We start from the raw sequence: 26757 nt of genomic DNA, 5'->3' as shown, positions 1-26757 counted from the left end.
ATTTATTTTCCAAGTGATTTAAATTTGTTTTGAAAAAGGTCACCAAGTATTGGAATTTTGTTACATTTTCCTGTAATGGCTCCAAAAAGACCATAGAAATATAGTATTGAAAAGAAAATCCAGAAAGACATACTAATCATCATGCTGTCTAAACTACTAATGACCATAGCAATTAGGATGTAAATTAAACCTAAGCCTAAACCTTGTCTTACATGAAAAGATGTAAATGGGTTTCGTTTTTCTTGGTTCATAAAAAAAGCAATCAAAGTACCAAATAATGTTAAGTAGGCTACTAATCCTAGCGTTTTTCCTTCGTTAATAGTATTTTGATCCATTATTTTAAGGCTATTTTATAATTAGCAATAATACCATAAGTTTCACCTTTAAGTTTTGAACCTAAAAACACACTGTTCTTAGATTTTGATGAAATATGAGTGTTATTGAATTCGTATTTTTTATCAGGATTAAACAATGTTAAATCCGCTATTTCACCTTCTTTTATCGATGATTCCGTAACACCAAATCTAGACTTTCCTTGCGTTAATAAACTAACTGTTTTTTTAGTCGTAAAGATGTTCTGTAATGCACCAAAAGCAGATTCTAAGCCAATGGTTCCGTATTTAGCAAAATCGAATTCAATTTTTTTATGTTCAATATCAATAGGGTTATGATCAGAAGTAACCATGTCAATAGTTCCATCTTTTAAGCCTTCTATTAAAGCATCACAATCGGTTTGTATTCTTAAAGGAGGAAGCACTTTAAAGGTGGTGTTAAAATCGTGTAAAACATCATCTGTAAACACTAAATTATGGATAGCAACACTACAAGTTACATTTAGATTCTTAGCTTTTGCAGCTCTAATTAACTCAACAGACTTTGCAGTAGAAATAGTTGGTATATGAAGTTTTCCTTCAGTGTATTCTAATATAAAGAGATCTCTAGCGACTTGTAACTCTTCAGCTAAAGCAGGGTTTCCTTTTAAGCCTAACTTAGTGCTGTTAATATGTTCATTTACAACACCAAGTCCAGAAATTTTAGACTCTTGAGGAAAAGAACAGATTAAACCGTTAAAATTACTAGCGTATTGCAAAGCAATTTTCATTAAATTAGGATTAGAAATAGGGTGTTGATAATCGTAAAAGGCAACAGCGCCAGCATTAGTCATATCATACAGTTCAGCTAAATCTTCACCTTTACTCATTTGGGTTAAAGCGCCAATAGGGTAGAGGTTAACTGCATTATCCTGAGCTTTTGATTTTACAAACGAAATATGAGAATAACTATCAATTACAGGATGCGAATTAGCATTGAGTGCAACAGAGGTAAAACCAGAATTTGCTGCCGTTTTTAAACCATTAACTATGGTTTCTCGATCTTCGTAACCCGGTTCTCCAAAAGAAACACTACTGTCAAACCAACCTTGTGAGACATGTAAATTGTCAAGTTTTATTTCTTGGTAATTATTAGGATTGTCAAGGTCTTTAGAAATCTTGGATATCAGACCTTTTTCAATTAAAATATCAACCGTTTCATTGTGAAAATCACTTTTAGAATCAACTATGGTTGCAGATTTTATGAGTGCGTTCATTTAAGATATTTTAGAAGTAACATTTCTACTATTAAAAATGCTAACGCAAAAATAATAAACCATTTCCATAGCGCATTAACATTTGTATTACTTTTTATATTATTAATTGTTGTTTCTAAGCTAGACTCAATATCTGTATTTTTTAAAGTGTTTAAGTCATAATAACTTAGGTTGCTTTCTGCTCTGTTATAATTAAAACTTAAATTTTGAAGTACTTGATTTTTGTTTTTTACATTTAAAATTCCGGCTGTATCAGGAAAATCTTCCGTTTCTAAAACCACAGATTTGCTATATGTTTTTTGAAGCGGAATGACAGAATTGTTCTCTTTATATAAAGTTAAAATGTCATCTTGACCAATTGATGTTTGTATGGCAATCTCATTTGGTTGCCCTATTGTGTAGTATAATTTTGAAAGTTTTAAGCTCTGTAATCCTAAATTATATAACACAGGAATTATTAATTGTGAGTTTCTAAAGTTTGAATTTTCTGAGTTTATTGCAGAAGAAAAAGCATAGGTATTTGCGTTTCCAACTAAGAAAGGAGAACCATCTTCGTAAGATAAAACACTATTAGAATTCGAATTAAATTGATAAGAGTTTTCTACTTTAGGATATTGAAAATTTGTTACTTTAGCATAGAATGCATTAGCTAAAAGTGGATGGTTATAGTTGATACTTGTAATGCGTTTTTGAATATTATTTATATTAGAGTAATAGTTTAGGTTTAGTTCTTTAAGTAATTGGTTATAAGAATTTAATTCAATTTTATTTTTAGGTATAACTAAAAGTTTTCCTCCGTCATTTTTAAATGTTTTTAAAGCAGTCTTCAATGCGTTTGATATCTCATTGAGTTCATTAAGTATAATAAGGTTTTGTTCTGTGATTAGGTTGAAATTAAGAGCATTTAATTTGTAACTTTTAAAGTCAAATTCATCATCTGTATAGATTCGTTTTAAAAATGAATCATCTGTAATTTCATTTATTACAAGAACCTTAATTTTTGGTTTCGAGTTGATATTAAAATAAAAAGTATTGTCGTATTGTAACCCAGAATCTTCAATCTGTAACTTCCCATTTATAACATTATTATTTGTAACGGTAAATGTATTTTCTACTTCTTTGTTAATATCAACCGCACTTTTAGTTAGCAATACATCGTTATTAAATAATGAAATAGTAACATTATCAAGAGGCTTTCCTTCGTTGCTTAATTTTACATTAAGGTCAAAAGTTTTAGATGTGGTATTAGAAACATAAATACTATCAATACTAATATTAGAAACTAAAGTAGATTTGGGTTGTACTAATTTTAATTGAATATCACTTTCATTTTCAAAACTTAATAAGTTATCTTTTTGTTGAAAATCAGAAACTATAATCAAATTCTTAGTTGCTTCATCTTTGTTTGAAAATAATTGTTTCCCTTTTAAAAAAACAGCCTCATAATTGAGTTGCTTTGGAGAATATGATAATTGTATTAAATCATTTTTTAAAGCTTTTACAGTTGTATTTCTAAAGCTTTTATCATTAGTAAATAAACTAATCGCTTCGTCTTCTGGTAAGTTGTTTATAAGATCTTGTATGGCTTCGTTTAGTAAGGTACCATTACTTCCGTTAGCTTGCATACTAAAAGAATTATCTAAATAAATAACGGTTTCTTGGGACTCATTAAAATCTTTAGTGTTAGGAATAAAAGGTTGAGCAAAAGCAATGATAACACAAGCTAAAAGCAGTATTCTGGTTAGAAGTGTAATCCATTTTTTTAACTGTGAGCTTTTACGCGTTTGAAGTTTTACTGATTTTAAAAACTTAACGTTTGTAAACTGAACTTTCTGAAAACGACGTAATTGAAATAAATGTATAAGAATAGGAATAATCAGTAAAAAAAGGGCGTAAAGTAATTCGGGATTTTTAAACTGCATTCTTTATTTTATGTTTGCTGATTAAGATGTTAATTTGAACCTTTAAGTTAAGTCAAATACTCTTTTTTTATTAATTGCTAAAGAATTCCGACTGCGTTAAATGTGGCATTTATATATTTCAAATATAAGTAACGCTAAGTTATTACTTCGTTTCGCTTTTGAGAAATTTAACAGAAAAAGAAATAATCAATCATAGATTTCATTTTTTGTGTTTCAAAATAACTTGTAATCTCTTGCTGTGCTTCGGTATTAGCTACTGTTACAATACTTTGTGGATTGTTTAATTCTGCTAAATAATCAAAATTAAATAGCTTTTGATCATATATATGTTTCCCTATTTTTTTTGGGTTGTCGCAAATCCAATAAAAAGGGATGTTCTTTTTCAAAAGTATTTTGGCTAAAGTTTTGCCTTTTTTTCCTGCTCCCCAAATAGCTAAAGGTCTAGAAGCATCATAATTTAGTTCTAAAAAATAGTCAACTTTAAGATCTAAGAAAGAATTTTCAGCATAATGCTCGTGTGTTCGTGATGTTCTTGTACTGTAATCTCTCCAATGCAGTAATACTTTATCGCAAGGAATACATTTGTATTCAGTTTTATAAAACCGGAAAGCTAAATCATAGTCTTCTGGGTAGGTTTCTGAGTTAAAACCTCCGCAGGCATCAAAATCTTCACGGTGCAACATCCAACAAGGTGATGGAATTACACACTCTTTATAGATTTCAGAATAGTTGTTTCCTTTAACCGTTAATTTATTCAACCATTCTTCGTAACGTGCAAAGCCATCACTAAGTCCATCTGCTCTAAAATATTTTACTTGTCCAACAGCGAGGTGTTTTTTACCTTTATTCTCTAGACTCATAACCATGGTTTTAAGGCGTATCGGTATCATTAGGTCATCACTATCCATTCTGGTAATATAACTTCCATTGCTATGTTTGTAAGCTGTTTTTAAAGCTTCAATTATTCCATTGCCATTATTTCTGTATAATTTTATTCTAGAGTCGCTTTTTCTATAATTTTCTACAATTCTGTACGATTTGTCTTTAGAATTATCATCTACAAAAATAGCTTCCCAATTACGATAAGTTTGGTTTAAAATAGACCTAATACACTCATTAATAAATGTATCGGTGTTCTTAAATGGAATTACTATACTAACGAGTGGTTGTGGCATACTGCGAATTTAACAAAACCTTTAGGTTTTTAATAGTAACACATTGTAGATTTGTGAGACTATTATAAAAACAAAAACTTAAACATGAAGAATTATTTAGCCATTTTTGGACTAAGTGTCGTTTTGGTAGGTTGCGGATCAGCAAAACCAAACAGCGATGATTTAGCAGTAAGCAATCCTATTGAGACCGCTTTAGATTTAACAGCAGTTAATAACGATAGGGTTCCTGTAACTATTAATCCAGGTCGTTTTACTACTGAAACTGTAACATATAGGTTGCCAAGAGTTGTGCAAGGAACGTATTCGGTTAGTGATTTTGGTAAGTATATTGATGATTTAAAAGCTATTGATTATGATGGAAATGAATTATCGGTAACTAAAGTAGATGATAATACATGGACTATTACTGATGCAACTAAATTAGATAAGATTCAATATTACGTAAATGATACTTTCGATATTGAGCAAGTTGGAGGAATTGGAGGAGAACAACCTTTTTCACCTTCAGGTACAAATATTGAAGAAGATAATTACGTCTTAAATCTTCACGGATTTATTGGGTATTTCGATTCTTTAAAAAATAATCAATATGATGTAGCTGTTACTGCTCCAGCAGACTTTGTAAGAACTTCAGCTTTAGAGGTAACAGGAACAACAACTAGTGAAGATGGTAAATCTATAACAAGTAATTATTTTGCTCCTCGATATTTTGATATTACAGATAACCCAATGATGTATGGAGATTTAGATGTTGAAGAATTTATGGTTGGTGACATTAAAATTGTTTTAAGTGTATATTCTCCAAATAAAGTACATACAGCTGCAAGTCAGAAAGAGACTGTTTTTAAAATGATGGAGGCTCAAAAAGCGTATTTAGGTGATGTAAACAGTACAAAACGTTATGATATTTATTTGTATCTAGCTGATGGAACTGAAACAGCACCAAAAGGTTTTGGAGCTTTAGAGCACCATACGTCTACCGTAGTTGTTTTACCAGAATCTTCTACTAAGGAAGGTTTAGCTGCATCGATTGTAGATGTTGTTGCACATGAATTTTTTCATATTGTAACTCCATTATCTGTACATTCTGCAGATGTTCATTATTTTGATTATAATAAACCTACATTTTCTAAACATTTATGGATGTATGAGGGTGTAACGGAATATTTTGCACAACATTTTCAGGTGTATGAAGGTTTAGTTGATTCTCAAACATTTTACAATACGGTGAATTCTAAAATTCAAATATCAAAACGTATGGATGATGCTATGAGTTTTACAATTATGAGTGAAAATGTATTAGAGGAACCTTATGCATCTAACTATTATAATGTCTATCAAAAAGGTGCTTTAATTGGTATGTGTATTGATATTTTAATGCGTAAAGAAAGTGATGGACAAAGAAGTATGTTATCTTTAATGAAGGAATTATCTGCAAAATATGGTGAGAATAAACCATTTGATGATGATACTATTATTGCAGAAATCACAGCTATGACCTATCCAAGTGTTGGTGAATTTCTAAAAACACACGTTGAAGGAGATTTACCTATTAACTATAATGAGTTCTTTACTATGGTTGGTTTAACACAAGGTGAAACGCTTTTAGAAACAAACTATATTTTTGCTGGAGGACAGAACATTATTTTTGATGCAGATCAAGAAAAAGGTGTGCTTTTCTTTTCTTCAATGGCTTTAAATAATTCATTTTGGAAAGAGCAAGGCATACAAGAAGGAGATATTATTAAAAGCGTAAATGGAGAAGCGTTAACTTTATTAAATGCAAATGAAGTAATACGTGGAATGTTTTCATGGCAAGAAGGTCAAGAAATTACTATGGATTTAGAGCGAAATGGTGAACCTGTTGAGATAAAAACAACTTTAACTAAAGCATACGCGTCGTCAGATAGTATTGTTGAAGATGAAAATGCAACAGATGCTCAAAAAGCTTTAAGAGCAGCTTGGTTAAAAGGATAATTAGCTTATAATGCTATAAAAAGTAAAAAGCTGATAAACAATTTGTTTATCAGCTTTTTTTATTCAAAATATTTAGGCGATTGTAAAACTAAAAGTACTTCCTTTTCCTAATTCAGATGTAACAGATATTTTTCCGTTCAGCTTTTCTACTAAATTCTTTACTGTACTTAATCCAATACCAGTTCCAGGGTTGCTAAAACTATTTTTTACAGTTTTGAAAATTTCAAAAATTTGTTCTAATTCAGCCTCCGGAATACCAATACCATTATCAGTTACACTAAATTTATGATGAGAATCTTGTTTCTCATAATTTATTTCAACGGTGCGGTTAAGTTTGTCATTGTATTTAAGTGAATTATCTACCAAATTCATTAATATTTGAGTTACTGCAGCCTTATTTACTTTATGGATAACACTATCATTATATAGAATTTTCACTTTATCAGCAACGTGAATTTGTTTAATTCCTTCTACAATAGATTTTAATTCAACATCTTCTTTTTTAGAGTTTAAAAGTTCATTTGCGGTATAATATAATAACATTCCGTCAATATAATCTTTCAAGATTGTTGTAGATTCTTCAATATATTCTAAATATTGAAGTGAATCTTTTGATAGATTATTTTGATTTTCTTCTTTAAGTAAATCTGTTAAAGATATGATATTAGATAAGGGTGATTTTAAATCGTGTGAAACTAAGCTAGCAAATGATTTTAGTTGATCGTTACGTTGCTCAAGTTCTTCTCTTATAGCATTTAAATTGTCATTCTTTTTTTTCAATTCAAACAAATTGATAACTTGTTTTCCAAGTGTCTTAAGTATCTTTATTTGCGACGTATTTAATTTTTTGGGTTTAAAATCGTAAACGCAAATTGTACCTAACTTATATCCATATTCATTTATTAAGGGTACGCCAGCGTAGAAACCAATATTATATTCCTTGGTTAAAGGATTATCAAAAAAGCGTTCATCTTTTGTGACATCTTCAACAATAAAAATATCATCTTCTAAAATTGCATGCCCACAAAATGATACATTTCGAGGTGTCTCGGTTAATTCTATACCATAATGCGATTTAAAAAAATTACGATTTTTATCTAAAATAGTAATAAGCGCAATGGGGGCATCACATATTGTGGCTGCTAATTCAGTTAGGTTATCATAGTCACGTTCAGGTGGGGTGTCTATGATATTGTATGAGTTTAGAGCAAGTAATCGCTCAGTTTCATTATTAGGGGATTGGGGACTTTTCATAAAAATTAAAATCAATCAGGCATAATATATACGTAATTTGTTTAAGTAGGGTTTTGTTATTAAGTGCAAAAATACATTAATATTTAGCTGATTTACCATTAGTTAATGAGATTTCGATGAAGTGCCTTAAATCATCATTGGCTTTAATTAGATCTTCATTTCGTAAATACATCATATGTCCGCTTCGGTAACCTTTAAAGAAAATACGATCTTTCATTTTTCCACTTGGGTCAATTTGTGATTGAGAATACTTCGCAGCAAAGTAGGTTGTTGCTCCGTCGTAATAACCAGACTGCGTTAATACTTTTAAATAAGGATTTTGTGCCATAGCTTGGCGTAAATTATCTCTTGTATTATCGTTGTCATTATCCCATCGGCCTGTGTTTCCAAAAACATTATACTTTACATCCGTTTTAAAACCTAATTCATTTTGAATGTAATAATTTATAGCTGGTGTAAAAGAATGAAGCCACGAGGTGAGTTCCGGGCTGTAATCGGGGCTTGTTCCTGTTTCAACTTTATCTAATCCAAGATATCTAGAATCTAATCTTCCTATCGTTTCTCCTGTTTTATCACGTAATAATTCTTTCCAGAAAAAACGAGTAGAGACATCTAGGTTTTGTTGCAAAATTACTTTTTTAGATAACCCGGAATAATAACTCATTTGCTTAGCAATCGCTTCTTTTTCTAATTCTGAAATAAAACCTCCTTTAGCTAGAGCAGGCATTAAATCGTTAATAGCAAAATGTTCTACTTCTGGTAATATATCTAATAAATCTTTATTTTGAAGTGCGTCAGGAAGCATTTTGTGATGCCAAGCTGTAGCTGTATAATAAGGTAAATTTAAGCTTGAAGCTAAAGGACCACCAACTCTTAAAATCTTATAATCTGCTGGTGAAACCATAATTACACCATTTAAGTACATCCATTGGTTATTTTGAAGCTCTAAGGATAACCCCATAACACGCGTTCCTCCATAGCTTTCTCCTATAATATATTTAGGGGATTGCCATCTGTTTTGTCTGGTTGTAAAAGTATTCATCCAACTTGCTAAATATTTAATATCAGCATTAATACCAAAAAACAATTTGTTGTCAGGCATTTTACCATCTTTATCAGCGACTTTTCTAGAGTAACCTGTGTTTACGGGATTGATAAATACAATATCTGCAACATCTAAGATAGAATTTGGATTGTCTTTTACGCCATAAGGTTGAATAGGGTACCCTTCGTCATCAATATTTAAAACTTTAGGTCCAGTATAAGCAATATGCATCCAAAGTGACGCTGATCCAGGTCCTCCATTAAAGGAATAAATTATAGGTCTATCGTTACCTTTTGGGTCATTAGTTCGTTTGTAGTAAGTGTAGTAAAGTGAAGCGATCATTTTACCATCATTATCCCAAACGGGTTGAAAACCTGTTTCTGCTTTATAATTGATTTGCTTACCTTTTATGGTCACAGAATTAGTGGTGACATAAGTAGTATCTAAAGGAATATTTAAATTTTGAGAAAAACTTATAGTGAAACAAGTTACTAATAAAAGGGTGAGTTTAAATTTCATTTATTTAAGGATTTAATAGTAAAAGATATAGTTTTTGTTTGTTTTAACTTCTAGATAACTTTAGATTTAAAAGGAGGATAATACTAGTTAAAGGTATAAAATAGTAAAAGAATTTTAAAACCCTTCAAAAACTCCAAGACCAAACAAGGCAAAATCATATTTAACAGGATCTTTTGCGTCTAACTTTCTTAAAGCTTTATCTAATTCGGCTAAAGCTTTACCGTCATTTTGTTTTCGTTTTAGTAAGTCTAATTTACGTGCTACATTTCCAGAATGCACGTCTAAAGGACAACTTAATGTTGAAGGAGCTATGGATTTCCAAATCCCGAAATCGACTCCATTATTATCATCTCTAATCATCCATCTTAGGTACATGTTAATACGTTTCGCTGCCGAATTTTTAAGTGGATCACTAATGTGTTTTTGAGTACGTTCTAAATGCGGAATTTCAAAAAAAACTTTTTTAAATTCGTGTATACTTGTCTGAAGTGAATCTTTTTCGGCATGTTGTAAAAAAACAGATTCTAAGCCTCCATGATTTTTATAAATATGCTGTAAACTTTTAATAAACTGCATAAAATCATAACCATTAAAAGTTCTATGGACAAAAGGTTCTAAGCGTTCTAAATCTGTTTCTTTATGCTGTGTTATAAACTGAAAAGGGGAGTGGTCTAATAACTCCATCATTTTATTGGCGTTATTAATTATGCTTTTTCGGTTTCCCCAAGCAATAGTCGCAGATAAAAAGCCAGCAATCTCTATATCTTCTTTTTTAGAAAATTGATGTGGAATTTGAATAGGATCACTCTCAATAAACTTAGGATGATTATAGAGGTCAACCTTTTCGTCTAAAAAGTCTTTGAGTTCTGATTTTTTAAGTTTCAATATCTAATTATTATATTAAAATTAGTAATTAATTTGAAGGATTATTTTTTATTTACCTATTTATTATAAACTTGGTTTTCTTGCTCGGCCACACGAATAAAAGTAGTGCGTTTGGTTAATTCTTTTAAACGTTCAGCACCAACATAAGTACATGTACTTCGTAAGCCTCCTAAAATATCTTGCAAAGTGTCTTTAACATCACCTTTGTAAGGAACTTCTACCGTTTTTCCTTCGCTAGCTCTGTATTCTGCGACACCTCCAACATATTTATCCATTGCAGTTGCAGAACTCATACCGTAGAATTGTTTGTACTGTTCGTTATTTCGCGTAATAAGTTCTCCGCCACTTTCTGTATGACCTGCAAACATACCACCAAGCATTACAAAATCTGCACCAGCACCAAATGCTTTAGCAACATCTCCAGGTGTGGCACATCCACCATCACTAATAATTTGTCCACCTAAGCCGTGAGCCGCATCTGCACATTCTATAATAGCAGATAATTGCGGATAGCCTACGCCTGTTTTAACACGTGTTGTGCAAACGCTACCAGGCCCAATGCCTACTTTTACAATATCTGCCCCAGATAATAGGAGTTGTTCTACCATTTCTCCTGTAACAACATTGCCCGCAATAATAACTTTGTCGGGATAAGACTTACGTGTTTGCTGAAGAAATTCTACAAAATGCTCAGAATAACCATTAGCGACATCAATACATATAAACTTTAGTTCGGGATGATGTTTAAAAACTATTTTTAGTTTTTCAGAATCTTCTTCGCCAGTACCAGTACTAATAGCGATGTAATTTGTAATGTTTTTAGGAGACTTATTTAAAAAGGCAGTCCATTGTTTTGCTGAATAATGTTTATGGATAGCCGTAAAAAGCTTTTGTTCAGATAAGGTTAAAGCCATTTCAAAAGTACCAACAGTATCCATATTAGCTGCCATGATCGGAATTCCTGTCCAATCTTTTTTGCTATTAAGAAAGCTAAAATTTCGTTCTAATGAAACTTGAGACCTGCTTTTAAGAGTTGAACGTTTTGGGCGAATCATTACATCTTTAAAGCCTAATTTTATATCATTTTCAATGTGCATCTTTTGAAGTAAATTTGGTTACTTTCAAAAATACAAGTTATTTAAAAAAGTAACTTGTTAATTTTAAAGATGCTATATGGTTTTATTAACAATTGTTTATATAAAACCATATTTCATGAATATAAATCAATTATTTTACAGCAATCATACTAATTTCAACATTTACAAACTTAGGTAAATTTGCGACTTCAACAGTCTCTCTAGCTGGCGCTGTAGCTTCTTCAAAATAATTACCATAGACTTCATTAATTTGAGTGAAGTTATTCATGTCACTGATAAAAATTGAAGACTTTACTACGTTTTCAAACGTCATGTCAGCAGCTTCTAAAACAGCCTTCATGTTTTCCATAACTTGCTTTGTTTCTGTTTTAATATCATCTATAACTAACTCCATTGTTTCAGGATTTAAAGCTATTTGACCCGAAGTATATAAAGTATTTCCTGTTAAAACAGCTTGATTATATGGACCTATTGGAGCAGGAGCGTTAGTAGTGTTTATTATTTTTTTCATCTTAAGAAGTGTTTGTTTATTCCTCTTTGTGTAAAAAAGGTTTTTAATGATTGTATTATCATCTCAAATTTAATACAATATTATTAAGAAAATAATAGTAAACTGAAAGAAATTATAATAAAAATAGAATAGGGGTTTTTAATTATAATTGTTGGTCGGATTGCTTTTGTTTATCGTATTTTAAATCTTTAAGAAGGCTTGATTTTATACCAATAAAGAAATTCCAAGAGCTATTATCACTAAAAGGTATCCAAGAAAAATTCATACGCCAACTTAGTAAGTCGCGTTCAAAACGTAATTGTGTGTATGTAAATCCATCATTTACAAAATCGTAACCCGATGATGCACCAACACTCCATTTAGGTGAAATATCAATATCTCCTGAGAACATTAATGAATGTGATGATATTTGGTCTTGGCGTTGAGTATTGGTGTAATTAGCTGTATATGCTAGTCTTAAACTCCAGGGGAGTTTGAAATTATAGAATTCGTTATTTTCCTCTTCTTCCTCACCTTTATCATCTTGATCAGAGAGTCGAGTATTTGCAAAACTTTCAGATCTTCCAAATAAGTCATCAGTTCTACCTCCTGATCGTGCAGATTCTTGTGCGGAAGCATCTTTTTCATCATTATTAGCACCTTTTTTTCCTGAAAAAGTTTCGTTAGATAAGGTATAGCTCATGCTTGCGTTAGCTGATGTTAATCTAAATAAGCTTCCTCCGTTGTTTATGTTAAATGTATTTACAACTTGATTGTTGCTGTTTAGAGCATAAGGGTTTAAGGTCATCCCGAAGTTGATACTCATTTTGTTATTTAAAATTTGAGTTCCTCCTGTTAAATTAAGTGGGCTCCATTTTAATGAATCTGCAGCAATGTTGTAAGCGGTAGAAAAATTAAGACTATTTAGTAGTGTTATTTTTTCAGACTCTGTTTTTGTAGAATCTTTTGCTTGAATTTTAGCTTCAACATTATTACTTAAGCTAAGACCAATACTGCTTGAAAACGAATTGCCAGGTGCTCCGTATAGTGAATTTTCGAAACGAGAATATTCTACTTGATCTGAAGTTGTACCATCTGCATCAATAACATCATAGGTTTCATAATACTGATCAAAAGCTGGGCTAATAGTGTAACTAATAGAAGGGCGCATAACGTGGCGTATTGCTTTAATTTTTGCATCCTTAGCTTCGTTTTCAAAATCATACATACCGTATATTGTTGTCCCGATACTTGCTCCTGCATTATAAGTTAAGAAACGATCAAAACCATTTTGATTTACTGTAATAACTTCTTCGGAAGCTTGATCGTAATAACGACTTATAGTTTTTAACGTCCAGTTTTCTTGAAGACTGGCACTTGTGCTAACACTAAAATAATCAAATACTTTAAAATTTGTTGTAACAGGTATGCTGTGCGTCATTCCTATTTGAGCATCATCAAACATTTCACTTTTACCAAAAATAGAATCATTTGTTTGAATATTATATTCGCCTCTGGTGGTTAGTTGAAAATTAATATTTTGAATAATTCCTTTTTTAGTTCCATTTTTTGGAGCAAAAGGGTATACTCTTCCTACTGAAGCCTGAACTGTAGGTAGGGTTAAATTAATGTCACCTGTATTTGTATTTTGACTGTGTGTTGCTGTTAAACTTAGGTTTACCTGAGGATCACCTGCAAATGTCTTAGAATACGAAACTGAAGATGCTAAAGTATTATTTAAAAAATTCGATTGATTTAATTGATTAATGGATTCTTGATAATAAGAGCTACTTCCTAAGTTTACAGAAGCTGAAAAATAAGAGTTAGGGTTTGCTTTAGAGTCTCGACTGTGCGACCACTTTAAATTATAAATAGTGCTCTGACTAAAATCAGGAAATCCACGTTCTTCATTTAGTAAGTTCTCATACCTGAAGCTTACATTACCTTTGTATTTATAGCGGAGGGCATAATTGTTTTCAATACTAAAACCATAACTACCATTAGTATAGTAGTCTCCAAGTACTGCTAAGTCTAAATAGTCGCTAATAGCAAAATAATAACCCCCATTTTGTAAATTATAGCCTCTGTTACTATCTTCTCCAAAACTAGGAATAATTAACCCTGAAGTTTGTGTTTTTGTCATAGGAAAAAATGCAAAAGGTAAAGCAATTGGTGTTGGTACACCATAAATTTCCATGTATGTAGGTCCTACAATAACTTTTTTGTTGGGTACCAATTTCATCTTAGTTGTAACAAATTGGTATTCCGGATCTTCTTCATCTTCAGCCGTTGTAAAACGCCCTTTTTTCATGAAATAAACCGAATCATTTTCTTTTTTAGTAATAGGAGAATAAACCTTAAAGCCTTGTTGTTCAGTTCTAGAATTGAAAACTAATGCTTTTTTAGATTCTGTATTAAAAATGATAGAATCTGGTTCAATAACATTTTCTCCTTGAGTAAAAACAGGTCTTTGGCTGTAACCAGTTGAATCTTTTAGACGGCCAGCATAAACTAAATTTTTGCTGTAATCGATAACAATAACACCTGCTTTTATTTCCATATCTTGGTATAGAACTTCTGCTTCGTTATATAAATAGATTTTTTTCTTTTTCTGACTAAGAGAAACATAATCGGTAGCTGTATAAGTTACAGTTCCTTCTAGTAAGCCTTTTTGTTTTATGGAGTCTTTTTTTGTGGAGTCAATTTCTGTGATATTTACCTCTTGCTTAGCAATAGAGTCTAGAGAAATAGAAGTACTATCTCTCTCTTGCTCAACAGGAATAGTACCTTGTTTTTTAGGTAATTCTTGAGCGAAGCTTAATGTGTTAATAAACACTGTAAAACTAAGGGCGAAAAGTATGTATAAGCTTTTTGTCTGCAATGCTTTTAAATGTATTTTTGTAAAAGTATGGCTCGGTTTTTGAAATGCCAAAAGTACAGCTATTTTTTTGTGATTAATAGATTAAAACTATAAAATGAAAAATGCTGTATTATCAATTGGTGCTTTATAATAAACCAAGTTTATAAACCGTTAAATTTAAATATGCAAACGACACAAAAACCAACAATAGTATTATTTATTCTTTTATTTATAACTTATTTAACACCTTATGTTGTATTACATGCACAAGAAGATAAGTTTGTAGTAGTTTTAGATGCAGGACATGGTGGGCATGATTCTGGTAACGTAGGTAATGGGCATAGTGAAAAAAATATAGCACTAAAAGTAACTTTAGAAGTTGGTAAAGAATTAGCTAAAGATCCAAACATAAAAGTAATTTATACACGTAAAACAGATGTGTTTGTAGAATTGCACGAGCGTGCTAATATTGCTAATAGGGCAGATGCTGATTTATTTGTGTCTATACATTGTAACGCACATAGCTCACAGGCAAGTGGAACTGAAACATTTGTTTTAGGTGAAAAAAACACAGGCCGTAATTTTGATGTTGCTAAGAAAGAAAATGAAGTAATTTTTTTAGAAGATAATTATGAGGAAAATTATTCTGGGTTTGATCCAAGCTCACCAGAATCTACTATTGCTATAGGTATAGAACAAGAAGTTTACGTTGAGCAAAGTGTTGTTTTAGCACGTAAAATTGAAGATAATTTTATAAATAAAGCGAAGCGTAAAAGTAGAGGTCTAAAACAAGCCAGTTTATTAGTTATTCGTAATACTTATATGCCAAGTGTTTTGATAGAAGTTGGTTTTTTAACTAATAATAGTGAAGGAAATTATCTAAATACTAAAGCAGGACAGCTGAAAATGGCAAATGCCATAAAAACTGCAGTTTTAGATTATAAAAAAGAATTAGATCAAAATGTTGGTAGTCATATTTTGCAAGTAAAGGCAGAAACGATGACAGAAGAAAAAGAAGAACCTAGAATTATTGAAGGTGTTATATTTAAAGTTCAAATTTCAGCGAGTTCAAGAGCTTTAGAAACTAAATCCTATAATTTTAAAGGACTTTCTAATATATCAAGAGAGAAATCTGGTGATATCTATAAATATTATAGTGGAGAAACATCTGATTATAATGAAGTTAAACAACTACAGAATAAAGCGAAATTAGCAGGGTATTCTGGTGCTTTTGTTGTAGCTTTTAAAGATGGAAAAAAGATAGATATTTCTGAAGCCTTAAAATCTGCTACGAATTAGAAACTTTATTAATATATTTATTCCTAATTTTGTTTGTAATCTAAATAAAGCCCATTGAAAATATCAAGAGAAATTAAGACCGCAATACTAGTCCTAGCTGGTATCGCTTTTTGCATATATTTATTCAACTTTCTTAAAGGTGAAGATTTATTTGAAAATTCAAACACCTACTATACAGAATTTGAGTATAATGCCTTAAGTATGTCATCTCCGGTGACAATTAAAGGTAATAAAATAGGGAAAATAGAAGAAATCATTTATGATTTCAAAACCGGAAAAACACGTATTTCGTTTACCGTTAACCCAAAATTAAAATTTTCTAAAAACAGTACTGTTAGACTTTATCAAGATGGTTTAATGGGCGGTAATGCATTATCTATTGTTGAAGGTAGTGGAGGAGAAAATGCTAAACCTGGTGATTTTATAGAATCGGAAGTGAAACCAGGAATGGTATCGTCTTTAGAGAAAAACTTTTCTGGAATTAGTGAAGATTTAGGATCAACACTTCGTTCTTCCGATAGTTTATTAGGGAATCTTAATTCTCTAGTAATGGATGATTCCGAGGATGGATTAAAGCAAACTATAGCAGAATTAAATTCTACATTAAAATCATTTAAAGGAGTTGCATTTGCGGCAAATAACTTAATTAGTAAAAATGACGAGAAAATAGCGTCATTATTAGAGAATTTTGACAAAACAAGTTCAGAGTTAACTATATTAATTAAAGATTTAAACGAAGCAAAGCTTTCTAATACAGTAGAGAATTTAAATGAAATGGTAGCTAAGTTAAATCAACTTGCTACAGGACTTGAAGCTGGTGAAGGCAGCATGGGTAAACTCTTAAAAGACGATTCACTCTATAATAATTTAGATAATGCATCTAAAGAATTAGAACTTCTGCTTTTAGATATTAAACTACATCCTGCAAGATATAGACGTATTTTGTCTAAAAAAGAGATTCCTTACGAGGAACCAACACAAGAGGAATTAAACAATAATTAGACTCATCAATTATGGAATACTTACCTAATATCATTTTTGCTGTTATCCTAATATTAGGTATTGGCTATTTTGCACGTAATGTTCAAAAATTGATTCGTAATATTAAACTAGGACAAGATGTTGATGTTAGTGAAAACAAATCTCAGCGTTGGAAAAATACTATAAACATAGCTTTAGGTCAGAGTAAGTTAGTAAAACGACCTGTTTCTGGATTTCTGCACGTTATTGTTTATGTCGGATTCATTATTATAAATATTGAAGTCTTAGAGATTATAATCGATGGCCTTTTTGGGACACATAGAATAGGACAAGAATTATTACCGGCAGCTTTATATGGTTTCCTTATTGGAACCTTCGAGGTTTTAGCAGTTTTAGTTTTAGTCTCTGTAACTGTGTTTTGGATACGAAGAAATGTAATTAAAATTAAACGTTTCTTAAGTTCAGAAATGAAAGGATGGCCAAAGAGTGATGGTAATATTATTCTTTATTTTGAAGTGGTATTAATGGGGTTATTCTTAATCATGAATGCAACCGATACTGTTTTTCAAGGTGCTAATTCCGGAAATGTTATTTCACAATTTATCGCACCGTTATTCAATGGTTTTTCTATTGAAGCGCTGCATACTGTAGAACGTATAGCATGGTGGTTACACATTGTTGGTATTTTAACTTTCTTAAATTATTTATATTTCTCCAAGCATTTACATATTCTATTGGCTTTCCCTAATGTTTATTATGGAAGTGTATCTCCAAAAGGGAAATTTAATAATCTAGATGCTGTTACGGCAGAAGTAAAATTAATGATGGATCCAAATGCAGATCCTTTCGCTGCACCACCAGAAGGAGCAGAAGATGAAGTGCCTGCTAAGTTTGGAGCAAGTGATGTAATGGATTTAACAAAAGTTCAATTGCTTAACGCGTATACATGTACAGAATGTGGTCGTTGTACAAGCGAATGTCCTGCAAATCTTACCGGTAAAAAATTATCGCCTCGTAAGATTATGATGGACACACGAGATCGATTAGAAGAAGTAGGTAAAAATATTGACGCTAATAAAGGTGAGTTTAAAGATGATGGAAAACAACTTTTAGGAGATTACATCACAAACGAAGAACTTTGGGCATGTACAACATGTAATGCTTGTGTAGAAGCTTGTCCGGTGAGCATTAACCCTTTATCAATTATTATGGATATGCGTCGTTATTTAGTTATGGAGCAAAGTGCTGCACCAACAGAACTGAATACTATGATGACTAATATAGAAAACAACGGAGCACCTTGGCCTTATAACCAAATGGACCGTTTAAATTGGAAAGATGAGTAATTTACTTGAGCGTTTAAGCCCTAAAACAAGATTGATATTAGGAATCTCAGGAGTTCCTATAGCTTTAGGTTTGTATTATATTATGGATAAATACGAAACCGGTGGATTTGTCGGGTTTTTATGTGGATTTATTTCAGCATTTTCTTTTGTTATGTTGGTAAGTTATAAGTCCAATGCAATTTTTAAGCGCAGATAAATTGCTTTAAAATTTTTATGAAATCCTTGTAATGTTGAAAGGATTTATTTTTAAGATAGAAAAATTATGAGTGAAGAACCAAAAGTGCCAACCATGGCAGAGTATATGGCAGAAGGCAAACAACCAGAAATTTTATTTTGGGTGGGTTCTGCTGGTAGTTATGACGATAGAGCAAAGAAAATAACCAAAGCTTTTGTAAAGATTCTAAATAAAGCAAATGTAGATTTTGCTGTTTTAGGGACTGAAGAAAGTAATACTGGTGATGTTGCAAAACGTGCAGGAAATGAATTTTTATTTCAAATGCAAGCCGTTATGAATATTGAAGTTCTTAATGCTTACGAAGTAAAACGTATTGTAACTTGCGATCCACATTCTTTCAACTGTATTAAAAACGAATATCCAGGTCTTGGTGGTCATTACGAGGTAATTCATCATACGCAATTTATAGAGCAATTAATCGCTTCAGGTCGTTTAACATTAGACGGTGATGTCTATAAAGGCAAGCGTATAACATTTCATGATCCTTGCTATTTAGGAAGAGCAAATAGTGTTTACGATGCACCGAGAGATGTACTAAAAAAAACAAATGCGACTTTAATTGAAATGAAACGCCATAAAGGAACTGCTTTATGTTGTGGAGCAGGAGGAGCACAAATGTTTAAAGATGCAGAACCCGGGAATAAGGAAATTAATATCCTTAGAACTGAAGATGCTTTAGAAACCAAGCCAGAAATTATTGCAACAGGCTGTCCATATTGTAATACCATGATGACTGATGGTGTAAAATTTAAAGAAAAAGAAGCGGAAATTAAGGTTATGGACATTGCCGAGTTAATTGCAAATGCGTAATTATAAGTAACGATGGAAGAAAACAACATCAAGAAAATAACCATAAAAAAAAGGATTATCACAGGTGTTTTTAGTGGTGTTGTTTTTGCTATTTTTATGTCAGGTTTCGATTATTTTGATGGTACTGTATTTTCTTTACCTAAGTTTATATTTCATGCTTTGTTTTTTGGATTATTTATGGGTATTGCGCTTAAATACAAAGTTCCTAAGAAGAGAGATTAAGACCTAATTACATTTCTTTAAATAACCATTATAAACTAATGACCTTTACAAACCTTCAAATAGATACAGAAAGTATACCTAGCATTGATGATGTTGTTTTAAAACCAATTTCTAAAGCTTATTTAAAGATTATAGCGCTTAATAAGCTAATGATTTGTACGGTTTTAATAAGTGCTGTTTTTTTAGGAAAATATTTTATTGAAAAGAACGAAGAAAGTTTACCAATCAATTTTTGGTATGTTTTAGCTGCTGTCATTGTTTTTTGTATTGTAAATTTAATAGTCAGTTTTTTAGCATTTAAAAAACGTAAGTATGCCATTAGAGCGCATGATGTTATATATGCTAAGGGATTAATTGTTCACTCAATCGTTACGGTGCCCATGTCTCGGATTCAACATGTTGAAGAATCTAGAAGTTGGTTGGCCAGATCTTTTGGATTGGCAACACTCAATATTTATACAGCAGGAGAATCAGGTAGTGATTTAAGCATAAGAGGTCTGCCGTATTTAGAAGCTACACAAATTAAGGATATTATAAGTGCTAAGGTTAATGGAAATGACTGATTTTTCAAAACCAATAAGGCAGTCTTCAAAAGGTATTATTATAATTTTTGCATTTAATACAGTTAAATTCTTTAAGAAGTTTTTTGTAATACTTGTTGCTTCTGGTGTTTCTATTCTTAAAAGTAAATCTTTAGGAAACATAACACCAATCATGTTAATTTTGGGTGTTTTAGGTATATTAATTACCATTCTTGTTATTGCAATATTAAAATACCTCAATTTTAAATTTCATTTAAGTGAAGATGATTTTCATTTAGCTTCAGGTATTATTAATAGGGATAATACCATTATTCCAAAGTCTAAAATTCAGAATGTTTACATTAAACAAAATTTTTTACAGCAGATTATAAATGTTGTTTCTGTAAAAATAGAAACTGCAGGAGATAAAAAATCTGAAATTGAAATTAGTGCCTTAGATAAACCCACGGCTTTACTTTTAAAAGAAAAATTATTTTCTAAAAATATATTAGAGAACGAAATAAAAGAACCGGTTAACGAGCGTGATGTTTTTTTTAGTGTTTCTCCAAAACGATTACTGTTAGAAGGTTTGTCTCAAAATCATTTTAAAAGTTTTTTATTAATTACAACCTTTGTTTTTGGTTTATATAGTGAGTTTGAATCCTATTTAAAGGAACTAAAGTTAGATAAACAAATTGATGATTTTGTAAATCAAGAAGAATCTACAATCCTTAATTTATTGATTACAAATGCTATTATTGTTATTACTGTTGTATTAATTTCACTATTGTTTTCTGTAATAAAAACGTTTATAATTAATTTTAATCTCGAAGTTGTAGAGCATCAAAAAACTGTTGAAATTAATAAAGGACTTTTTAATAAAGTATCGCTGAGTTTAACTCCAAGTCGTATTCAGAATTTGGTGGTGACTACAAATCGTGTGAAGCAATATTTAGGTTTACATTCTTTATCAGTAAAACAAGCTATGGTTGATGCTAAGCAACAAAAGAACTTTAATATTGTTGCATTAGAAAAGGAACAACTTAATTATTTAATAGATAAGCTTTTATTAAATTACACAGAAGATCAAGGTGAACTAGCAAAACTGAATCGTTATTATATGCGGATTTCAGCTTTAGAAATTCTGTTATTTTTAATTATTGCAAATGGTTTATCCATTGCTGCATTCGGACTCGTAATGTTATGGATTAATACTGTTTTTGTTCCATTAGCTGTGCTATATGTTTATTTCGCTTACAAAAAAGCCTATTATAGAATTTCGGATGATTTTGTTACCATTGGGAGTGGAGTAATTGATACGACAACAAATATTCTTCAAATTCATAAAATTCAAAGTGTCAAAATAAAGCAGACTATTTTTCAGAAACCAAAATCTATAGCTTCGTTAGTGATTTATACGGCTTCAAAGTCTGTTACAATTCCATATATCTCAAAACAGGACGCTATTTCTATTTATAATCTTTTGTTATATAAGGTAGAATCTCAAGATAGAGATTGGATGTAATATTGTATTTTTGTTTTCATAAAAAATAAAGATATGCTAGTCGATTTTAATACATTACCAGAAGAATCTAGAATTTGGATTTACCAAGCTAACCGTTCATTTTCAGACGACGAATTAGAACAGTTAAAAGGACAATTAGATACGTTTATTGAAGCTTGGACGGCACACGGAAAAGATTTAAAAGCAGGCTATAAACTTGTTTATAAACGATTTATTGTTATTGCTATGGATCAAAGTTTAAATAGTGCTACAGGATGTTCAATTGATGCCTCTGTTACTTTTATTCAGCAATTAGAGCAACAATACAATGTAGATTTAATGGATAAAATGAATGTCTCTTATAAACAAGGTGAATTTATTGCTTATAAGCCATTAATCGATTTTAAAAAAATGGCACAACAAAAATCAGTATCAAAAAATACAATTGTATTTAATAACTTGGTAACTAATATTGCAGAATTCAATGAAAATTGGGAAGTTCCTGCAAGTGAAAGTTGGCATAATAGGTTTCTTAAATAACACTTCACATTAAAAACTTTCATATTTCAAATAGATTAGTCACTTTTACAATACATAATAAAGGACTAACGACAAAACTTACAAAGTGGCTACAGATATTTTCTTATTAAACATTTCAGGACAAGATAAACCAGGATTAACTTCAAGTTTAACAAGTGTATTAGCAGAGTACGATGCCAAGGTTTTAGATATCGGGCAAGCTAATATTCACGATACATTATCCTTAGGGATAATGTTCGAAATTAAATCGGGTAAAAAATCTGCAGCGGTCCTTAAGGATTTATTATTTAAGGCTTATGAGTTAGATCTTAGAGCAAAATTTTCACCAATATCACTTGAAGATTATGAAGATTGGGTGAGTCTGCAAGGAAAAGATCGTTATATCATTACTATTGTAGGAGAGAAATTAGCAGCCGTTCAAATTTCAGAAGTCACTAAAGTTATTTCAGAAAAAAAACTGAATATAGATTCTATAAAACGTTTAACAGGAAGAACTTCATTAGTTCATAAGGAAGAATATGCTAGAGCATCTATTCAACTTTCAATTAGAGGAAGAATAGAAGATAAGTCTGATTTTACGGAGAAAATGATGGCTATATCTAGAGAATTAGATGTAGATATCGCTTTTCAAGAAGATAATATTTTTAGGCGTAATAGACGTTTGGTTTGTTTTGATATGGATTCAACTTTAATTCAGACTGAAGTTATAGATGAATTAGCAGAATTAGCAGGTGTTGGAGCAGAAGTTAAGGCAATTACAGAAGCAGCAATGCAAGGTGAAATTGATTTTAACGAAAGCTTTAAAAGACGCATGAAATTGTTAGAAGGTTTAAGCGAATCTGTTTTACAAGAAGTAGCAGAACGTTTACCAATAACTAAAGGTGCAAAGCGTCTGATTGATACATTACATTATTACGGATTTAAGACCGCTATTTTATCTGGTGGTTTTACTTATTTCGGAAAATATTTACAGAAAAAACTAGATATAGATTACGTTTATGCCAATCAATTAGAGATTAAAGATGGTGCTTTAACAGGCGGATATCTTGGTGATATTGTAGATGGGAATAAAAAAGCAGAATATCTTCAGTTACTTGCAGATGATATGAACATTGATATAAGTCAAACTATTGCTATCGGTGATGGTGCTAATGATTTACCTATGCTAAATTTAGCAGGTTTAGGGATTGCTTTTCATGCAAAACCTAAAGTAAAAGATAGTGCTCAAAGTTCTATTTCGAGTATTGGTCTCGATGGTGTGTTATATCTATTAGGTTACCATGATCGTCAAATAGATTTAGTTTCTTAAGTTTATATGTACCTTTTCATTTATAAATCTATCTTAAAGTCTATCAACTTCTTTTTTAATATGCTAATTTGGCACAATATTCGTTGTCATTTTGCGTACTAAACTTAAAAATCTATAAAGATTACTAATGCGTTATTTTTCCCTTATTTTTATTTGTGTTTGTTTTCAATTTAATTTTTCACAAAACATATCAGATCATCCACTTCAGTCTAAAGATTCAGTTCAGCAGCAAAAATGGGTCGATAGTTTATATACATCAATGTCCGTAGAAGAGCGCGTTGGTCAACTTTTTATGGTTCAAGTATTTTCAAATAAAGGAAAAGCATATGAAAATAAAATAGCTCATTTAATAAATCATCAACATATAGGTGGTTTAATTTATTCAAACGGCGGACCTGTACGTCAAGCTAAATTAAATAACGAATTACAAGCGGCTTCTAAAATTCCATTATTAATTGGTATGGATGCAGAATGGGGTTTAAGTATGCGCTTAGATTCTACTTATGCGTTTCCTTGGAATATGACACTTGGTGCTATTTCTGATAATAAATTAGTAGAACAAGCCGGAAGACAAATCGGAGAGCATTGTAAACGTTTAGGTGTGCATTTTAATTTTGCGCCAGCTGTAGATATTAATACCAATCCTAAAAATCCTATTATTGGTAACCGTTCTTTTGGTGAAGACAGAGACAATGTTACCGACAAAGGTTTAGCTTTTATGAAAGGAATGCAAAGTGCCGGAACATTGGCAAACGCAAAGCATTTTCCTGGTCATGGAGATACAGAGGAAGATTCTCATTTAAAATTACCAACGATTAATTTTAGTGCAAAACGTATCGATTCTATTGAATTGTATCCCTACAAAAAACTTATAAAAGAAGGTTTAGCGAGTGTAATGGTAGCACATTTAAACGTGCCAAGTTTAGAGACTCGAAAAGATTTTCCTTCATCTTTATCTAAGCATATTGTTACAGATATTTTAAAAAACAAATTAGGTTTTAATGGTTTAATATTTACTGATGCTTTAACCATGAAAGGCGCTGCTGATTATGTAGAAAATAATGTAAATAACTCTAAGAGTTTAATAAAAGGTGGTGAGATTGATTTAATGGCTTTTTTAGCAGGAAATGATGTAATGCTAATGTCTGAGGATCCTGAAGTTGGAATAGCAAAATTTGTAGAAGCTATTACGAATGGTGTCATTACAGAAGAGCGTTTAGCATATTCTGTAAAGAAAATATTAATGGCTAAATATAAAGTTGGACTTAATAATTATTCGCCAATAGGAATTTATGATTTAGAGAAAGACCTTAACAGATTAAAGGATGATCTCTTGTATGAAGAACTTATGGAAGGTGCAATTACGGTTGCAAAAAACACCAATTCTTTATTGCCTTTAAGAGATTTAGAAACTAAAAACATTGCTTATATCGCTTTAGGAGATGATAGTGGTTCTCCTTTTTTAGATGAATTAAAAAAATACACTAAAGTTCATGAGATAAAAGCAGATAAGCTTGATGAAGCTATTGATAAACTTCAAAACTATAATACTGTTGTCGTTGGTTTTCATAAATCTAATGCCAATCCTTGGAAAAGTTTTGAATTTACTCAACAAGAAATGGCTTGGTTGTATGAAATTGCTAGAACAAATACCGTTGTATTAGATGTTTTTGCAAGACCTTATGCTTTAAACGATTTACTGTCTGTAGAAAATATAGAAAGTGTAGTAGTAAGTTACCAGAACAGTAAAATAGCGCAAGAGAAATCTGCTCAGCTTATTTTTGGAGCTATTGAAGCTAAAGGGAAATTACCTGTAACAGCAGGCCCATTTTTTCCGGTTGGTACAGGTGAAACTTATAATTCAATTATGAGTTTAAGCTATGGTTTACCAGAGCGTGTAGGGATGAGTTCTGATTTATTAAACAGAATAGATTCTATAGCAAATTATGCTGTTGATGGTAAAATGACACCAGGAATTCAATTAATTGTTGCCCGAAGAGGTAAGGTTGTTTATAATAAGAATTTTGGCTATCACACTTACCAAAAGAAAAACAAAGTAGATTTCGATGATATATACGATGTGGCTTCTTTAACTAAAATATTAGCAACACTTCCTGTTTTAATGGAGTTAGAAGAGCGTGGTTCTGTTTCGTTAGATGATAAGTTGAGTGATTTAATGCCAGAATATAAAAACACTAATAAAAAGAACATTACACTTAAAAAGATGTTATCGCATTACGCACGTTTAAAGCCATGGGTCCCTTTTTATTATGCGACGTTAGATTCTGTAACAAAATTACCAGATCCTAAGTATTATAGATATGAAAGTACTGAAGGGTTTAGAACAGAAGTTACTAGTACGCTTTTTATGCGTGATGATTACCAAGATTCGATTCAGAAAATTATTAGAGACAGTGATTTATTACCAAGTTTAAGATACCGTTACAGTGATTTACCATATTACATTCTGAAGAAATATCTTGAAGGTTTTTATGATAAGTCTTTAAGTGAAATTACTGAAGATCGATTTTATAAATCACTTGGAGCCAATTACACAACTTATAATCCACGAAAAAAAATCAGTCTAAAAGATATTGTTCCAACTGAAATAGACAACTACTACCGCTATAAAAAAGTACATGGTTATGTACATGATATGGGAGCAGCAATGCAAGGTGGTGTTGGCGGACATGCTGGTATTTTTAGTAATGCCAATGATGTTGCTAAAATAATGCAGATGTATTTGCAAAAAGGTTTCTATGGAGGAAAGCGTTACCTTAAAAGTGAAACGATAGATAAGTTTAATTACTGCTATTATTGCGGAAATAATAATAGAAGAGGTATTGGTTTCGATAAACCTCAGTTAGGTGAAGCAGGACCAACCTGTGGATGTTTATCTATGACAAGTTTTGGTCACTCAGGATTTACTGGGACTTATGCTTGGGCAGATCCAGAAGAAGAAATTGTATATGTCTTTTTAGCAAATAGAACATACCCAGAAGCTGGAAAAAACCTTTTGTTAAGAGAAAATATTAGAACTGAAATTCAACGTTTAATCTATGAAGCAATTATAGATTAACATTATAAATTATAAGCGTTGACGTCTTATTTTAATTTATTTTCTTAATTCGAAAGGATTAAAAAAATAGAACGACTATAGTCAAATAATAAACCATGG

At 31.1% G+C, this 26757-nt stretch carries 22 protein-coding genes; 12 read left to right on the top strand and 10 right to left on the bottom strand.

Features of this window, described 5'->3' with window-relative positions:
* Nucleotides 1–2 precede the first annotated feature (2 nt).
* The 4 genes from H0I32_RS01090 to H0I32_RS01075 form a co-directional block, all read right to left on the bottom strand.
* Nucleotides 3–335, bottom strand: coding sequence for a hypothetical protein (locus H0I32_RS01090; protein ID WP_173589192.1), 333 nt, complete (start codon nucleotides 333–335; stop codon nucleotides 3–5).
* Nucleotides 335–1588: a dihydroorotase gene (locus H0I32_RS01085; RefSeq protein ID WP_173589191.1), complete on the bottom strand. Its 1254-nt coding sequence runs from the start codon at nucleotides 1586–1588 to the stop codon at nucleotides 335–337. The genes H0I32_RS01090 and H0I32_RS01085 overlap by 1 nt, the downstream gene beginning before the upstream one ends.
* Nucleotides 1585–3510, bottom strand: coding sequence for a BatA domain-containing protein (locus tag H0I32_RS01080; RefSeq protein ID WP_173589190.1), 1926 nt, complete (start codon nucleotides 3508–3510; stop codon nucleotides 1585–1587). The genes H0I32_RS01085 and H0I32_RS01080 overlap by 4 nt, the downstream gene beginning before the upstream one ends.
* Before the next feature lie 167 nt (nucleotides 3511–3677).
* Nucleotides 3678–4685 (bottom strand): glycosyltransferase family 2 protein, encoded by a 1008-nt coding sequence (locus H0I32_RS01075; RefSeq protein WP_179313001.1) that lies wholly within the window; start codon nucleotides 4683–4685, stop codon nucleotides 3678–3680.
* Nucleotides 4686–4769: 84 nt separating this feature from the next.
* Between H0I32_RS01075 and H0I32_RS01070 the strand changes: the two genes are divergently transcribed.
* Nucleotides 4770–6662, top strand: a complete 1893-nt coding sequence (locus H0I32_RS01070; RefSeq protein ID WP_173589188.1) for a peptidase M61 — start codon at nucleotides 4770–4772, stop codon at nucleotides 6660–6662.
* Between the two features lie 72 nt (nucleotides 6663–6734).
* On the opposite strand, the gene H0I32_RS01065 is transcribed toward H0I32_RS01070, so the two are convergent.
* From H0I32_RS01065 to H0I32_RS01040, 6 genes are all read right to left on the bottom strand, one after another.
* On the bottom strand, nucleotides 6735–7916 hold the full coding sequence (locus H0I32_RS01065) for a sensor histidine kinase (protein WP_179313002.1): 1182 nt from the start codon (nucleotides 7914–7916) through the stop codon (nucleotides 6735–6737).
* 76 nt (nucleotides 7917–7992) lie between these two features.
* Nucleotides 7993–9480: a S10 family peptidase gene (locus H0I32_RS01060; protein ID WP_173589186.1), complete on the bottom strand. Its 1488-nt coding sequence runs from the start codon at nucleotides 9478–9480 to the stop codon at nucleotides 7993–7995.
* Between the two features lie 114 nt (nucleotides 9481–9594).
* The gene (locus tag H0I32_RS01055; protein ID WP_179313003.1) at nucleotides 9595–10365 is read right to left on the bottom strand and encodes a TIGR02757 family protein; all 771 of its coding nucleotides are present in this window, start codon (nucleotides 10363–10365) and stop codon (nucleotides 9595–9597) included.
* Nucleotides 10366–10421: 56 nt separating this feature from the next.
* The gene (locus H0I32_RS01050) at nucleotides 10422–11462 is read right to left on the bottom strand and encodes a GMP reductase (RefSeq protein ID WP_179313004.1); all 1041 of its coding nucleotides are present in this window, start codon (nucleotides 11460–11462) and stop codon (nucleotides 10422–10424) included.
* A gap of 130 nt (nucleotides 11463–11592) precedes the next feature.
* On the bottom strand, nucleotides 11593–11973 hold the full coding sequence (locus H0I32_RS01045; RefSeq protein ID WP_173589183.1) for a RidA family protein: 381 nt from the start codon (nucleotides 11971–11973) through the stop codon (nucleotides 11593–11595).
* Between the two features lie 142 nt (nucleotides 11974–12115).
* Nucleotides 12116–14884, bottom strand: coding sequence for a putative LPS assembly protein LptD (locus H0I32_RS01040; RefSeq protein WP_173589182.1), 2769 nt, complete (start codon nucleotides 14882–14884; stop codon nucleotides 12116–12118).
* 111 nt (nucleotides 14885–14995) lie between these two features.
* On the opposite strand from H0I32_RS01040, the gene H0I32_RS01035 reads away from it, so the two are divergent.
* The 11 genes from H0I32_RS01035 (at nucleotide 14996) to H0I32_RS00985 (ending at nucleotide 26658) form a co-directional block, all read left to right on the top strand.
* Nucleotides 14996–16111, top strand: coding sequence for an N-acetylmuramoyl-L-alanine amidase (locus H0I32_RS01035; protein WP_179313005.1), 1116 nt, complete (start codon nucleotides 14996–14998; stop codon nucleotides 16109–16111).
* Nucleotides 16112–16165: 54 nt separating this feature from the next.
* Nucleotides 16166–17113 (top strand): MlaD family protein, encoded by a 948-nt coding sequence (locus tag H0I32_RS01030; protein ID WP_173589180.1) that lies wholly within the window; start codon nucleotides 16166–16168, stop codon nucleotides 17111–17113.
* 11 nt (nucleotides 17114–17124) lie between these two features.
* Nucleotides 17125–18438 (top strand): (Fe-S)-binding protein, encoded by a 1314-nt coding sequence (locus tag H0I32_RS01025; protein ID WP_173589179.1) that lies wholly within the window; start codon nucleotides 17125–17127, stop codon nucleotides 18436–18438.
* Nucleotides 18431–18634, top strand: coding sequence for a hypothetical protein (locus H0I32_RS01020; RefSeq protein ID WP_179313006.1), 204 nt, complete (start codon nucleotides 18431–18433; stop codon nucleotides 18632–18634). Before H0I32_RS01025 ends, H0I32_RS01020 begins: the two co-directional genes overlap by 8 nt.
* Before the next feature lie 66 nt (nucleotides 18635–18700).
* Nucleotides 18701–19483 (top strand): (Fe-S)-binding protein, encoded by a 783-nt coding sequence (locus H0I32_RS01015; protein ID WP_173589177.1) that lies wholly within the window; start codon nucleotides 18701–18703, stop codon nucleotides 19481–19483.
* Between the two features lie 12 nt (nucleotides 19484–19495).
* Nucleotides 19496–19705 (top strand): hypothetical protein, encoded by a 210-nt coding sequence (locus H0I32_RS01010; RefSeq protein ID WP_173589176.1) that lies wholly within the window; start codon nucleotides 19496–19498, stop codon nucleotides 19703–19705.
* Between the two features lie 38 nt (nucleotides 19706–19743).
* Nucleotides 19744–20268: a PH domain-containing protein gene (locus H0I32_RS01005; protein WP_173589175.1), complete on the top strand. Its 525-nt coding sequence runs from the start codon at nucleotides 19744–19746 to the stop codon at nucleotides 20266–20268.
* On the top strand, nucleotides 20261–21751 hold the full coding sequence (locus H0I32_RS01000; RefSeq protein ID WP_179313007.1) for a PH domain-containing protein: 1491 nt from the start codon (nucleotides 20261–20263) through the stop codon (nucleotides 21749–21751). Before H0I32_RS01005 ends, H0I32_RS01000 begins: the two co-directional genes overlap by 8 nt.
* Before the next feature lie 33 nt (nucleotides 21752–21784).
* Complete coding sequence (locus H0I32_RS00995; RefSeq protein WP_179313008.1) at nucleotides 21785–22270, top strand: ABC transporter ATPase; 486 nt, start codon at nucleotides 21785–21787, stop codon at nucleotides 22268–22270.
* A gap of 85 nt (nucleotides 22271–22355) precedes the next feature.
* Complete coding sequence (gene serB / locus H0I32_RS00990; RefSeq protein WP_179313009.1) at nucleotides 22356–23579, top strand: phosphoserine phosphatase SerB; 1224 nt, start codon at nucleotides 22356–22358, stop codon at nucleotides 23577–23579.
* A gap of 127 nt (nucleotides 23580–23706) precedes the next feature.
* Nucleotides 23707–26658, top strand: a complete 2952-nt coding sequence (locus H0I32_RS00985) for a glycoside hydrolase family 3 N-terminal domain-containing protein (RefSeq protein WP_179313010.1) — start codon at nucleotides 23707–23709, stop codon at nucleotides 26656–26658.
* The last annotated feature ends 99 nt before the right edge of the window (nucleotides 26659–26757 follow it).

The sequence above is a fragment of the Winogradskyella sp. HaHa_3_26 genome (assembly GCF_019278425.1).
In the GTDB taxonomy this organism is placed as follows: domain Bacteria; phylum Bacteroidota; class Bacteroidia; order Flavobacteriales; family Flavobacteriaceae; genus Winogradskyella; species Winogradskyella undariae.
The sequence above is the reverse complement of the archived record's forward strand: the minus strand, read 5'-3'. Positions and strand labels throughout refer to the sequence as shown.